Source organism: Neorhizobium sp. T25_27, from assembly GCF_002968565.1.
GTDB lineage: Bacteria > Pseudomonadota > Alphaproteobacteria > Rhizobiales > Rhizobiaceae > Neorhizobium > Neorhizobium tomejilense.
On the sequence record NZ_PVBJ01000004.1, the window covers coordinates 1 to 12954 of the forward strand.

Consider the following 12954-nt stretch of genomic DNA (forward strand, 5'->3'; position numbering starts at 1 on the left):
AACAAACCCAACCCCGCCCGCTGGCTGGTGGTCGCGGTACCCTATCTCTGGCTGCTGCTGTTCTTCGTCGCCCCTTTCCTGATCATCTTCAAGATCTCGCTCTCCGAGACGGCGATCGCCATGCCGCCCTACACGCCGCTCTTTGAAGGGTTCGGCGCATTCGGCGATTTCGTCTCCGAACTGGACCTCGACAACTATCTCTTCCTGACCGACGATCCTCTCTACATAGAGGCCTATCTCTCTTCGCTGCGCATCGCGGTAATCTCCACCTTCCTGCTGCTGCTGATCGGGTATCCCATGGCGCTGGCCATGGCCCGCGCGCCGACCATGCTGCGGCCGACGCTCGTCATGCTGGTCATCCTGCCGTTCTGGACGTCCTTCCTGATCCGCGTTTACGCCTGGATAGGCATCCTGAAGCCCGATGGCCTGTTGACGCTGCTTTTCCAGTCTGTCGGCCTTCTCGGCGCAGATGAGCAGGTCCAGGTCTTCCGCACCGACTACGCGGTCTTCATTGGCATCGTCTATTCCTACCTGCCGTTCATGGTGCTGCCGCTCTATGCGGCTTTGGAAAAGATGGACAACACTCTGCTTGAAGCCGCGAGCGATCTCGGCTGCCCGCCCTGGAAGGCATTCTGGAAGATCACCTTCCCCTTGTCGCTGCCGGGCGTGATCGCCGGTTCGATGATCTGCTTCATCCCGATCACCGGCGAATTCGTCATCCCGGATCTGCTCGGCGGTGCCGACACGCTGATGATCGGCAAGACGCTGTGGACGGAATTTTTCGGCAACCGCGACTGGCCGCTGGCATCGGCCGTGGCGGTCATCCTGCTGATCATGCTGGTCGTGCCGATCATGATTTTCCAGAACCAGCAGAAGAAGGTGGCTTGAGATGAAATCATCCCGCTTCGATGCCACCGTCCTGACCCTCGGTTTCGCCTTCCTTTACATCCCGATCATCATCCTGGTGGTCTATTCGTTCAATGCCTCCAAGCTCGTCACGGTCTGGGGCGGCTTTTCGCTGCAATGGTATCGCACGATGTGGTCGAACCAGGGTCTTATGGACGCCGCCTGGATAACGGCGCGCGTCGGCGTCATCAGCGCCACGATCGGTACCGTGCTCGGCACGCTCGCTGCCCTTTCACTCGTGCGCTTCACGCGCTTTCCGGGTCGGATGCTGTTTTCCGGGATGATCTATGCACCGCTCGTCATGCCGGAAGTGATCACCGGCCTGTCGATGCTGCTCCTGTTCGTCGCCGTCGGCATCGATCGCGGTTTCTGGACTGTCATCATCGCCCATACGACCTTCACGATGTGCTATGTGGCGATCGTCGTGCAGTCGCGGCTGCTGACCTTCGACCGGAGCCTGGAGGAGGCGGCCCTCGATCTCGGTTGCCCGCCGGTCAAGACCTTCTTCAAGATCACCCTGCCGCTGATCTTTCCGGCGGTCATCGCCGGCTGGATGCTGGCGTTCACGCTGTCGCTGGACGACCTGGTGATTGCGAGCTTCACCACAGGTCCCGGCGCCACCACATTGCCGATCAAGATCTACAGCCAGGTTCGCCTGGGCGTCACGCCGGAAATCAACGCGATCTGCACCATCCTGATCGGGCTTGTCACCATCGGCGTCATTATCACCTCGATCACCACCAAGCAGGCCGAGATGCGGCGTATTCGCGACGAGCACGTCGCAGCCCGTGGCACGACCTGAGGCTCACTCGCCTCCGCGCGGCGGCATGAAGATGTAGATGAGCAGCCAGGCCGGCAGCACGATGACGGCGCCGAGCACGACGCGCGGTACCGACCAGACATAGGCGTTCTCGAGCCCGATCCGGATATCGTCCGGCGTCAGGTGCAGGAGCGCCAGCAGCGACGGCATGGTGATGCCGAAAAAGCTTAAGACCGCGCCCATGATGAGACAGGCGAGCAGCGCCTTGCATAGATTGATCAGGAACCGCGCCACCAGATTACCCCCATCCGGTTGATTCGGTTCATTGTAGGGGTTTCGCCGGAGTTTGCGAAACAGGCCAGATGACCGGATTGGGCCAGGACCCGCCGATGAAGACCATCAACGGCACGGTATTGGCACCCTGCGGGATCGTTTCGACGATCGCCGAGAGCGCGAGGCTGTTGTTGATATAAGGAATGACGCCCGAAAGCGTCAGCGTTTCCGCGGCGCCGGTGATCTTCCCCTCGCGGATATCGGCCGAACCCTCCGCAAGATTGGCGGATATGTCGATATGGTCGAATTCCAGGCTGCCGGCGCCGGCATCGCTCAGGGGAAAATAGGGTTTTTGTGCCGCGAGCTGCCGGATGCCGGCAATATTGACGCCTGAAAACGAACCGCGGTCCGCGCGGAAGCGCAAGGTACCCTTGGCGTTGCGCCAGGCGTCCGGCTCCAGCGGCCGGTCGACGTCGAGCGCCAGGTCCAACGATCCGCGTGCTGCCGGAAGTGGCCCGGCGAGGCCGAGTTCCCTGACGATATTCCCGAAATCGGCGTCCTGGACAGCAAGGCGCAAGGCGACAGCCCCGGCCACGCCGCCTTTTACGGTGGCGACCCGGCCGGTCAGCCGGCCCGTCTCGAAATCGCTGTCGGCAATGTCGATACGGGATTGCTCGCCGGTGTTCATCACGCTCACGGCGGCCTCCGAAAGCTGGAAAGGTCCGAGTGTCGCCTGCTGGGCGGAAAGCCTCAGGTCGAGTTCCAGATCGGCGAGCTGGCCATCGCTCTCGCTGGCGTCTCCCATGGTGCGTGGCTTAATGGCGACAAGCGCCGCGGAAAAATCTATCTGGTCGAAGGCGAGCGTGCCGGTCAGTCTCGGCGGTTTGTCCGCGGGCAGCAGCAGATCGAGTACGCCCGTCGCCTTGGCGTCGTTCAGGCTGAGGGAGAGGTTGTCGAAGCGCAGGACGTTGTCGTTGGTAACGAGGTGGGTCGTCAAAGAGAAGCTTTTCAAGCGTTCCGTGCCGGAAAAGTTCAGGCCGGCCCAGCTCATTGCCGCCGCAAGGTCGGGGACCGTCAGTTCGGCATCGCCGGAAAGAAATGCCTGCGCCGCAAGGTCGGCGACGCCTCGGAACTGGCCCCGAAAGAGGGAGGACGCCATCGTGCCCGAGATATCGCCGCTTTTGCCCGAGAGCAGCAGTAGGGGTTGGGTCGAGCTTATGTCCAGCGTCAGCGCCCGGCCGTTGAGCTCGGCATCCGCCTTCAGCTCCAGGCCGCGAGAAAGCCAGGGCCAGTCGAGCGTTCCGTCGATCGATTGGAACCGTGTGACGCGGCCGCTGGCGAGGTCGGAGATTTCGAGTGTTCCGTTGGTGATGCCGACATCGCCCATGCGTGCATCGTCATCCGCCGTCAGCGCCTGGCCGCTGCCGTCCGGCCGTGCATCGCGCACTGCACGGCTGAGCAACCCGTCATTCGCCCAGTCGAGCCTGCCGTCGACCTCCCGGATGACGTAGATTTCCGGATCCGTGAGCCGAAAGTCCTTGAACTCGGGCTGGCCGACTAGGGCCTGCACGAGATCGAAGGAGGCCGAAAGCCGCGAGACCCGGCCGAGTACGCGCTCGCCGTCTTCCGCCTGCTTGCGGATGGTGATGTCCCTGAGCGTGACCCGAGGCTCGGGCCAGAAGCGGATATCCGGTGTTCCCTCGATCTCCACGTCATGGCCGGTCCATTCGGCGACCGCCCGCTCCATGCTTTCGCGCACGACGGCCGATGAAACGAGGAACGGTGCGATAACCTGGAAAAGCGCGAACAGGCAGAGAGCGACGATGGCACCGATCAGAACGCGGCGCGACCGCCGGCCCAGCGGGCGGCCCAGGTTCTTCCGCAGATTTCCGATCGGATTGGTGAGCATGATCATCACGCGCATATAGGAAATGCCGGCCCCGTGCAAATCCGGGAAACATCCCCGGCTGTCTCCTTTATAATGCGGTGCAACATGCTATAAAAGCCGATACGCTGCGAGCTCGCAGGGTCTGGCGTGATGGAGACGAGGCAGAACCCTGGTTTCCGATGTCGGGGCGGGGTTCTCCGAGGGTGGAGGAATGGGAATGGGCAATGAACAGCCGCTCTGGGAGCCCTCGAAGGAAGTACAGCAGAAAACCCCGCTTTATCATTTCATCAATTGGTGCGCCGAGCGTTTTGGCAAAAGCTTTCCCGACTATGATGCGTTCTACGCGTGGTCGATCAGCGAGCGCGCCGAATTCTGGTCGGCGGTCTGGGATTTCTGCGGCGTCAAGGGCGAGCGCGGCGAACGCGCGCTGATCAACGGCGAAGACATGCTCGCCGCCCGTTTCTTCCCTGATGCGACGCTGAATTTCGCCGAAAATCTACTCTCCGGAACAGGCGCCGGAGACGCGCTGATCTTCCGCGGCGAGGACAAGGTGGGCTATCGCTGGTCCTGGGATAAACTCCGCGCCGAAGTCTCTCGTCTGCAGCAGGCCTTCAGGGTGCTCGGTATCGAGAAGGGCGACCGCATTGCTGCGATGATGCCGAATATGCCGGAAACCATTGCCTGCATGCTGGCCACCGCCTCGATCGGTGCCATCTGGTCTTCCTGTTCACCTGATTTTGGCGAACAGGGCGTGCTCGACCGTTTCAGCCAGATCGACCCAAAGCTGTTCATCACCTGCGACGGCTACTGGTACAACGGCAAGCTCCAGGACGTCGCCCCCAAGGTGAGGGCGGTCTCGGAGGTCCTTAAGACACCGGTTTTGGTGGTGCCCTATGCGGGCGACGCTCCCGCACTCGCCGCATCGCTTGCCGATGGCCGTACACTTGCCGATTTCACGGCGCCTTATGAAGCGAAGGCAGTCGAGTTCGAGCCCCTGCCGTTCTCCCACCCGCTCTACATTCTCTTTTCGTCCGGCACGACCGGGGTGCCGAAATGCATCGTCCATTCGGCCGGCGGCACGCTGTTGCAACATCTCAAGGAACATCGCTTCCATTGCAGCCTCGAGCCTGGCGAAAGGATGTTCTATTTCACCACCTGCGGCTGGATGATGTGGAACTGGCTGGCGTCAGGCCTCGCGGTCGGCGCCACGCTCTGCCTGTTCGACGGGTCGCCCTTCTCGCCGGACGGCAATGTCCTGTTCGATTATGCCGAAGCTGAAAAGTTCGCGGTGTTCGGCACCTCGGCGAAATATATCGACGCGCTCCGCAAGGGCGGCATCGTGCCGAAGGAGAGCCACGATCTGGCTGCGCTCAGGCTCATCATCTCCACCGGTTCGCCGCTCTCGCCGGAAGGTTTTTCCTTCGTCTATGAAGGCATCAAATCCGACGTGCATCTCGCCTCGATTTCAGGCGGCACCGACATCGTTTCCACCTTCGTGCTCGGCAATCCGCTGAAGCCGGTCTGGCGTGGCGAGATCCAGGGGCCGGGTCTGGGGCTTGCCGTCGACGTCTGGAACGACGACGGCAAGCCGGTACGCCGGGAAAAGGGCGAACTCGTCTGCCCCAAGGCCTTCCCGTGCATGCCGCTCATGTTCTGGAACGATCCCGAAGGTCAGAAATACCGGGCGGCCTATTTCGAGCGCTTCGAGAGTGTCTGGTGCCATGGCGATTTCGCCGAATGGACCGAACATGACGGCATCGTCATCCATGGCCGTTCGGACGCGACACTCAATCCGGGCGGGGTGCGGATCGGTACCGCCGAGATCTACAATCAGGTGGAGCAGATGGAGGAGGTTGCGGAAGCCATCTGCATCGGCCAGGACTGGGACGACGACGTCCGCGTCATCCTGTTCGTCCGCCTCACCGGCAACCTTAAGCTCGACGACGATCTTACCAAGGCGATCAAGGCCCGCATCCGCACCGGCGCTTCGCCGCGCCACGTACCGGCAAAGGTCATACAGGTCGCCGATATCCCGCGCACCAAGTCCGGCAAGATCGTCGAGCTGGCGGTGCGCGACGTCGTGCACGGCCGGGCGGTCAGGAACAAGGAGACGCTCGCCAATCCGGAAGCGCTCGATCTGTTCGACGGCCTCGTCGAGTTGAAAAGCTGAATCGCCTTGTATCCCCAACGAGGCGACATGCATCGATATGGCACATCTTCAGCATAAATTCCAGAAATGGGCCGGCGTTAACGACCCATTAAGCCGCTTTGATCAAAAGTGGAGCAACATGGTTTCGTCTCGTGTATGAACTACGCCTAGCCGCGAGCTTTCATAGACATGACGTCTCCACCGACCCTCGTTGGACAGCATTAAATTTCAAAGGCAGCTTCGGCTGCCTTTCTTTTAATGTCTGAAGCAACCCAGGGGCGCCACAAGTTTCGCCACAACCATCAGTGTGCCCGCTACTATCACAAGCCGAGCCACGAGAATGCGAAAACCAATCGCAGTCTCCTGGATCAGTTCGCCAGCACCCGCGGTGAGGGGAAGGTGATTTCCACCAGCGTGCCCTCGTTCGGTGCAGAGGTGATCGCGAAGGCGGCGCGGTTTGCATCGACCATCGCCTTGGTCAGCGGCAGACCGAGGCCCGTGCCGTCGCCGCGCTTGCGGGAGGCGCTCGCAACCTGGCGGAACGGCTTCATCGCAAGCTCCAGCTCCGAGCGGGTCATGCCGATGCCGGTATCGCGGACGCGAAGGACCACGTTGCCGTTGGTCTCGTAGGCGGTGGACACGACGATCTGGCCGCCGGAGGGCGTGAAGCGGATGGCGTTCGACAGGATGTTCAGCACGATCTGCTTGATCGAGCGCGGATCGGCGACCACCTGCGGCACGGCATGCGAGAGGGCCGTGCGGATGATCACCCGCTGGCCGTTTGCCTGCGGCTGCACCAGCGAGACGGCTTCCGACACCGCCTCGTTCAGGCCGACCGCGACGAAATCAAGCTCCATCTCGCCGGCCTCGATCTTGGAAATGTCGAGGAGGTCGTTGACGATATCGAGCACATGCCGGCCGGAGCGGCTGATGTCATTGGCATATTCCACGTAACGCGCATGGCCGATCTGGCCGAAACGTTCGCTCGCCATCATGTCGGCAAAGCCGATGATCGCGTTGAGCGGTGTGCGGATTTCGTGGCTCACATGGGCGAGGAACTCGCTCTTGTGGGCATTCGCCGTCTCGGCAGCACGCTTGGCCGTGCGCAGCTCGTCTTCGGTGCGCTTCCACTGGGTGATGTCGCGGATGACCGCGCAATAACCGTTCGAGGAGGTCAACTTGCCGATCGTCATGAACAGCGGCAGGAAGCCGCCGGAAGCCTCGCGGCCGATGACTTCGCGGCCGTCGTTGAGAACGCTCGCCACGCCATGGCCGGCAAGTCCGGCGAGATAATCGAGGATCGCCCGCTGGCTTTCATGGGCGAACAGGGTGACGAAAGGTTTGCCGTTGATCTCTTCATTGTCGTAGTTGAAGAGCGCGCTTGCCGCCCGGTTCAGGGAGCGGATGTCGCCATCGGCGCCGATGATCACCACGCCGTCGGTGGCCGTTTCCAGGATGGCGCGCAGTTCGGTTACCTCGACCTGCAGCTTGGCGAGCTGGTCGGCGGCGCGAGGCGCGCGCAGGGGAATGACCGCCGCCGCTTCGCCATCCTCGGTGGAGCCCTGGGTCTCGGCCACGACCGGCATCAGCGCCAACATCAGAACGGTCGAATTGTCCCAGCGGACGGACTGCAGACGCGCCGTCACCGGCACCAGCACATCGTCGGCGCGCACCACGACCATGCCGCCGGCTTCCGTTGTCTTGCCTTCGAGGTCCTGGCGCTGCAGCAGCGCATCGAGACCGCCGACTTCCGCCAGCTCGTCGATCGAGGCATAACCGGTCAGCCGCAGGAATTCCGGATTGCCGTAGATCAAGGTGTCGCCGCTGTGGACGAGAAGCGCCACCGGCATCTGGTCGACGATCTCCGCGGAAAGGCCGATACGCTCGCGAACCGGTATCATCTGGCTCAACAGTTCGCGGTCTGAAAGCTCCGGATGCGGGTCGGCCGGAGCCTCCACAGCGGTTTCCGTCTCTTCGCTGGGCTCGATCGGTCCGTCGGCAAAAGCCTGGTTCGCGTCTTCGGCGAAGGCGATCGCCTCTTCCTCAGAAATCTCTTCCGAAACGGGCGCGACAGGTTCCTCGTGCACCGCCTCATGCTCGAGCTGTGCCGGCTCTATCGCGCTCGGCTCGTTCTGTTCGACAACAGGTACCTCGGCCTCAGTCGGGGCCTCCGGCGTCTTTTCCTCGTTGCGGCGACCGACGAAATTGTCGAGCTGTCGGGCGATTTCGCGGAAAGCCGCCTGTTCGACGGGGGTCAGTCCGTCGCGGCGGTTGGAGCGGCGCTCTTCCAGCTGGATGACCTTGTCGGAATGGCGGCGACCGGCATTGTCGACGATCCGCAGTGCCGGGCGTTCGCCGGCCGGCCAATCGAGCAGCGAAGGGATCTGCCGGCCCGACTTGGACGCCTGCGGCGCGTCCTCTGGCTCCGGCTCCGGCAGCAGGTCTTCGGATGGCGTCGCATCGGCGGATATGTCTTCGGCGCCAGCCGGCTGCTCGGCGTCTTCAGCGACTTCCAGCTCTTCGATCACCGAAGCCTCGGCAGCCGGTTCGTCATACTCGGAACTTCCAGCAATGGCATCCTCGGCTTCGCCCTGCAGACCGTCGTCTGCCACCATTTCCGGTGCATCGGCGGGAACCGCGTAGCTTTCGAAAACAGTCTCAGCTTCCGGCTCGGCCACATCCTCCGGCACCGCTCGGGTCAGGGTCAGGCCGACGGCATTCGGATCCTCGGCTGCATCGCCGATGCGCACGATGCCGAAGCCGCGAAAACCGTCGAACTCGCGGGTGCGGGTATAGGTCGGCAGCGCGGCGAGATCGACCGGCACCATCAGCGACGTGCCCTCGATCGGCCACCAGATCGTCTTGCCGGACCAGGTATCGCGCTTCTGGAGCAGCTCGGTGATCTTGCCCTCGGGATCGAGATGGAAGAGGGCGGCGAGATCGGTAAAGGCCATGCCGTTGATATCGGCGGCGTGGGGGCCGACGGCATCGGCAAATTCGCTCGAAACTTCCCTGAACCGGCCTTCCGCATCGATCTTCCAGACGAAGCGCGTGGCGCGCCCGTCGCCGCGGAAGACGAAACCAGCCGGTTCCAGCGCGGCCGTTTCGGCGGCTGCGGGTTCGATTGGAGGCGCAACGTCCACTGTCTCGAGCTGGGCAGCCGATGTTTCCTCGATCGCGGTTGGCGAAACCAGCTCCTCGGCCGTCTCGACCGCGTCATCGGAGGAAAGGGCCTCGACGTCTGCGGCCAGCACGTCCTTTTCAGGCGCGACCTCTTCCGCCGGTTCCTCGAAGGCAGCGGACTGAACCGGCGCGACATCCCCGCCGGCTTCAAGCGAAATTTCTTCTTCCGGCTCTTCCGTATCCTCGATTTCGGATACAGCGGCGATCACCTCGGCAAAATCGTCGACCGGCTCGGCCTCGACCGTGAAGTCCTTGGTGTCGTCGCTCACAACGGATTCCGTAATTTCCTCGCCGATCTCGGCATTCACCTGATCGTCTTCGGAGAGTGTCGGGGCCTCATAGCCGTTAGCGACGGCGGCGCGGCCCTGTTCCGTCTCGACCGTGAACAGGAGATGCAGGGCCGGTTCGTTGGAAAGCTTGCCGATCGCAGCCGGCAGGTAGCCCTTGGAGGTCGGGATCGGGCGCTTGACGAGGCGGCTCGGATCGGCGCCCGCCATGGTCGCCATCATCTTGGCCGTCTGCACGGAAACGCCGAGCCCCGCGAATTCGGCCGAGGCGGCAAGCACCTCACCGTTTTCGTCGATCACCGCCATATGCGTATCGGGATCGTCGAATCCTTCAATCATCCGGGCCGCGGAGGCCGAAGGCGCGAGCCTGCCCCGTTCCACCGGCGCGCTGAACAGCACGGCCGTTTCGCCCTGGACCTGGACGAGCTCGCAGATTGCCTGCACGGGAATGCGCTGGAAACCGGAGGCGACGCCGATCGTCAGGTTGCGGATATCGCCGACTTCGCCGAGCTGGCGCGCGGCCGCTTCGATCTGACGGAAGGCGATATCGACGCGGTTGGGACCCTGGTCGAGGAAATCGTAGATGGAGCCGAAACCGAAAAGATCGGCGCCGCGCCCGTTCGCCCAGAGGGGGCTTTGCATGTCCGGAGAAAACAGCACGATCGCTTCGCCTGCCGCAAAACGATCGCGGACGCGCTCGTGCACGGCAATGTCGATGAACGGGTATTGAACTGCGGACATAGGCAAAACCTACAGGGCGTTTGTGACCGGATTTCTACGTAGTTTAACGGATTGTTAATAACCTCCCCCTGCCTTCGGGTCGAGAGCGGCGCTGTCCAAACCTCCGATAGGGTTAATTCCAGGACTCATTTTATTGTGCGGCGCACAATCATATTGCAATGCACAACGAGATGGTCTATATAAGAGGCATGACATCTTCGGTTCTGCCGAAGAAATCGCCAACGAGGACCTGAAACGATGGCATACAAGACCGACGATATCTTTTCCTTCTCCGCTTTCGATCCGTCCAAGATGACCGAAGGCTTCCGCGACTTCGCCGAAAAGGGTGCCACCCAGTCTCGCGAAGCCTATGCTAAGATGAAAACCGCTGCCGAGGAAGCCACCAAGACGGTGGAATCCACAATGCAGTCGGCCCAGGCTGGTTCTGTCGAACTTGGCCTCAAGGCGATCGACGCTCTGCGCACCAACGCCGAAAACTCGCTGACCCATATGGAATCGCTGCTCGGCGTGAAGTCCTTTGCCGAACTGATCGAACTGCAGACCGGTTTCATCCGCAAGCAGGCTGAAATCACGGTTGAGCAGGCCAAGTCCATGCAGGACACCGCCCGCAAGATCGTCGAAGACGTGACGAAGCCGGGCAAGGAAGCCGCTGAAAAGGTCATGACGACCTTCAAGGCTGCCTAATTCCTCAGCTTCATTTTAAGGAGAAGGCCGGAGCATGCTCCGGCCTCTTCTATTTGCGGGAAAGGACTTTCTATTTGCGGGATAGGACTTGCAAAAAAAGTCCGATCGCCGTATGTGACCCCCCAACGGCGCCCAAGGGCGCTTGTGCGGTTGTAGCTCAGTTGGTTAGAGCGCAGGTTTGTGGCACCTGAGGTCGGAGGTTCGAGACCCCCCAACCGTACCATTTCTTCCAGATCAAGAGTTTTGTCGGGACGGATGGCACTCCGAGTGTTTAGGCACTCGTGCACCGTGGAATCGACTAGGTCTGCCGCTGAATTCCGCACCTTGGATTGTCGCGGACGGGTCGGTTGCCCGATAAGATTATCGAGCAAGGCCGTCTTCCCTTCCATCTCACCAGCGCAGCAGCCGGGGTCCCAGAAGTGCGCCGAGAATGCCGGTCAGCAGGATGCCGAGCGAATACCAGATGAGCACGAAAGGCATGCCGTTCTCGGTGCAGAACCAGGAATAGACCCAGGCGCCGGCAGCGCCGGCCGCAATCCCGGCGATGAAGCCGGTGAGCCTCAGGTCTGTCGGCGCGCCGCGGCGAAGCACCCACACGTTCCCGGCAAGCACCGGAAGCGCGAAGAGGAAGATCAGCAGAGGGCAATGCAGCGCTGACGATCCGATGATCAAGGAGCGATAGGTCTCAGCCGGCGACATCATCAGCTGGCTGACCGCAACCAGAGCCATGATCGCGACGATCGCCGCCGCGACCTGGAAGAACCGCCCCCTGGAACCATCTGGCCGTGCCAGATGGTAGGCGGCGAGGAACGCGGCGATCGCCAGCAGCACGTTATAGGCGGACTTGATCCAGAACACCGGCAACATCAGAGCTTCCGCCATGTCTAGGCGCAGGCCGAGGACCGCCAGCATCAGCACCAGCGACACGGCGAGCGCCGGCAGTACGCCGGCCACGAAGCGCCGCGCCAGCGCATGGCGCGGCACAGGCTTCAATTCACCCACCAGGCTGTCGATGATGTCGTCCGTCTTTCTCACTGTCCGCCTCGCAATTTCTCCGCCAGTGCCTTGATCCCTCTATGAATGCCGACCTTGACGGCCGATTCCGATTGGCCGGTCCGGCTTGCCGTATCCGCGACGGATTGGCCCTCGAGCTTCACCTGGCGGATCAATTCCCGCTGTTTCGCCGGCAGGCCATCCAGAAGCCGTTCGACATCCATGCGCGCCGTCAGGCCTTCCTCGTTGTAGTCGCTCTCGAATTCCTCGCCGAGCTCCGTTTCCGCCATCATCCGGCTGCCGCGGCCGCGATGGTGGTCGATCAGCTTGTAGCGGGCGATCGAGAAGAACCATGCGGTAAACGGCCGCTCGCGATCATAGGTTTCCCGGCGGGAATGCAGCGCCAGCAATGTTTCCTGGACGAGGTCTTCCATGTCCGCTTTCGTCGCAGCAGCCATTCGGCGGCTGTAATATCCGACAAGCAGGACGCGCACTGCGTTGAGCAAACGCCGATAGGCGGCCTCGTCCCCATCAAGAGACAGAAGCATCAAGGCCTTCAGGGCTTCTTCCGAATGGGTGCTCGTCATGCTGTTCAAATGATTATTCGGAGAAGCACATAAACGGTTACATCCGGAATGGAAAATAATCCGGATGCTTTCGGCCTATCACATAACCGTGACGCTGTAACGACTTTCTGCGTGGGTCGAATTGATGGCTGTGAGCCCTCGGCCCGCAGCCGGCGGACACATCGATTGATCCCAGGAGGGCACCCATGACCAAGCTTCTTTCCAGCCTCGCAGCCTGCATCTTCGTTGTCGGTCTTTCGCTTGCCGGCGCGGCGAACGCCCAGAGCAGCATGAACTCCGACGCGATGAAGAAGGACTCCATGAAGACCGACGCCATGAAACCGGATGCTATGAAGAAGGACTCGATGGCGACCGGCAGCACCAAGACCGACTGCATACACAAGGCCGGCATGGAAAAGGACGCGATGAAAAAGTCCGAGATGATGAAGGCCTGCGACGCGATGAAATGATTTGACCGCGGCCGCTGAAACTTTCTGCCCGGCGGCCGCGTCTATCTTCTGGAG

The 12954-nt window shown here is 61.8% G+C and carries 10 protein-coding genes and 1 tRNA gene; 6 read left to right on the forward strand and 5 right to left on the reverse strand.

Annotated elements, in window-relative coordinates; all coding sequences use genetic code 11:
- Together C5J24_RS13275 and C5J24_RS13280 are read left to right on the forward strand one after the other, a co-directional pair.
- A partial coding sequence (locus tag C5J24_RS13275) for an ABC transporter permease subunit (protein WP_245446633.1) occupies nucleotides 1-888 on the forward strand: 888 nt, incomplete at its 5' end.
- 1 nt (nucleotide 889) lies between these two features.
- Nucleotides 890-1708: an ABC transporter permease gene (locus C5J24_RS13280; RefSeq protein ID WP_105418441.1), complete on the forward strand. Its 819-nt coding sequence runs from the start codon at nucleotides 890-892 to the stop codon at nucleotides 1706-1708.
- A 3-nt stretch (nucleotides 1709-1711) separates the two neighbouring features.
- Here C5J24_RS13280 and C5J24_RS13285 read toward each other — a convergent pair whose 3' ends face one another.
- Both C5J24_RS13285 and C5J24_RS13290 read right to left on the reverse strand, forming a co-directional pair.
- Nucleotides 1712-1960: a hypothetical protein gene (locus C5J24_RS13285; RefSeq protein ID WP_105418443.1), complete on the reverse strand. Its 249-nt coding sequence runs from the start codon at nucleotides 1958-1960 to the stop codon at nucleotides 1712-1714.
- A 28-nt stretch (nucleotides 1961-1988) separates the two neighbouring features.
- A complete protein-coding gene (locus C5J24_RS13290; protein WP_172723963.1) occupies nucleotides 1989-3863 on the reverse strand; it encodes an AsmA-like C-terminal region-containing protein in 1875 nt (624 codons plus the stop codon).
- Between the two features lie 181 nt (nucleotides 3864-4044).
- Here C5J24_RS13290 and C5J24_RS13295 point away from each other — a divergent pair, with 181 nt between their 5' ends.
- Nucleotides 4045-5997: an acetoacetate--CoA ligase gene (locus C5J24_RS13295; RefSeq protein WP_105418447.1), complete on the forward strand. Its 1953-nt coding sequence runs from the start codon at nucleotides 4045-4047 to the stop codon at nucleotides 5995-5997.
- 347 nt (nucleotides 5998-6344) lie between these two features.
- On the opposite strand, the gene C5J24_RS13300 is transcribed toward C5J24_RS13295, so the two are convergent.
- A complete protein-coding gene (locus C5J24_RS13300; RefSeq protein WP_105418449.1) occupies nucleotides 6345-10187 on the reverse strand; it encodes an ATP-binding protein in 3843 nt (1280 codons plus the stop codon).
- 237 nt (nucleotides 10188-10424) lie between these two features.
- Between C5J24_RS13300 and C5J24_RS13305 the strand changes: the two genes are divergently transcribed.
- Together C5J24_RS13305 and C5J24_RS13310 are read left to right on the forward strand one after the other, a co-directional pair.
- Nucleotides 10425-10871 carry a phasin gene (locus C5J24_RS13305; protein WP_105418451.1) on the forward strand — a complete coding sequence of 149 codons (447 nt, stop codon included), beginning with the start codon at nucleotides 10425-10427 and terminating at the stop codon, nucleotides 10869-10871.
- A 146-nt stretch (nucleotides 10872-11017) separates the two neighbouring features.
- Nucleotides 11018-11094 (forward strand) — tRNA-His (locus C5J24_RS13310).
- Nucleotides 11095-11261: 167 nt separating this feature from the next.
- On the opposite strand, the gene C5J24_RS13315 is transcribed toward C5J24_RS13310, so the two are convergent.
- Entirely contained in the window at nucleotides 11262-11906 is a 645-nt protein-coding gene (locus tag C5J24_RS13315; RefSeq protein ID WP_105418452.1) for an NrsF family protein, read from the reverse strand.
- Nucleotides 11903-12451, reverse strand: coding sequence for a sigma-70 family RNA polymerase sigma factor (locus tag C5J24_RS13320; protein ID WP_105419053.1), 549 nt, complete (start codon nucleotides 12449-12451; stop codon nucleotides 11903-11905). Before C5J24_RS13320 ends, C5J24_RS13315 begins: the two co-directional genes overlap by 4 nt.
- Nucleotides 12452-12636: 185 nt before the next feature.
- Between C5J24_RS13320 and C5J24_RS13325 the strand changes: the two genes are divergently transcribed.
- Nucleotides 12637-12900 (forward strand): pentapeptide MXKDX repeat protein, encoded by a 264-nt coding sequence (locus tag C5J24_RS13325; protein WP_105418454.1) that lies wholly within the window; start codon nucleotides 12637-12639, stop codon nucleotides 12898-12900.
- The last annotated feature ends 54 nt before the right edge of the window (nucleotides 12901-12954 follow it).

Coding starts and splice junctions, on each gene's coding strand:
- C5J24_RS13305 (WP_105418451.1), top strand. CDS start 10,425: ATGGCATACAAGACCGACGATATCTTTTCCTTCTCCGCTTTCGATCCG.
- C5J24_RS13290 (WP_172723963.1), bottom strand. CDS start 3,863: ATGCGCGTGATGATCATGCTCACCAATCCGATCGGAAATCTGCGGAAG.
- C5J24_RS13325 (WP_105418454.1), top strand. CDS start 12,637: ATGACCAAGCTTCTTTCCAGCCTCGCAGCCTGCATCTTCGTTGTCGGT.
- C5J24_RS13295 (WP_105418447.1), top strand. CDS start 4,045: ATGGGCAATGAACAGCCGCTCTGGGAGCCCTCGAAGGAAGTACAGCAG.
- C5J24_RS13320 (WP_105419053.1), bottom strand. CDS start 12,451: ATGACGAGCACCCATTCGGAAGAAGCCCTGAAGGCCTTGATGCTTCTG.
- C5J24_RS13300 (WP_105418449.1), bottom strand. CDS start 10,187: ATGTCCGCAGTTCAATACCCGTTCATCGACATTGCCGTGCACGAGCGC.
- C5J24_RS13280 (WP_105418441.1), top strand. CDS start 890: ATGAAATCATCCCGCTTCGATGCCACCGTCCTGACCCTCGGTTTCGCC.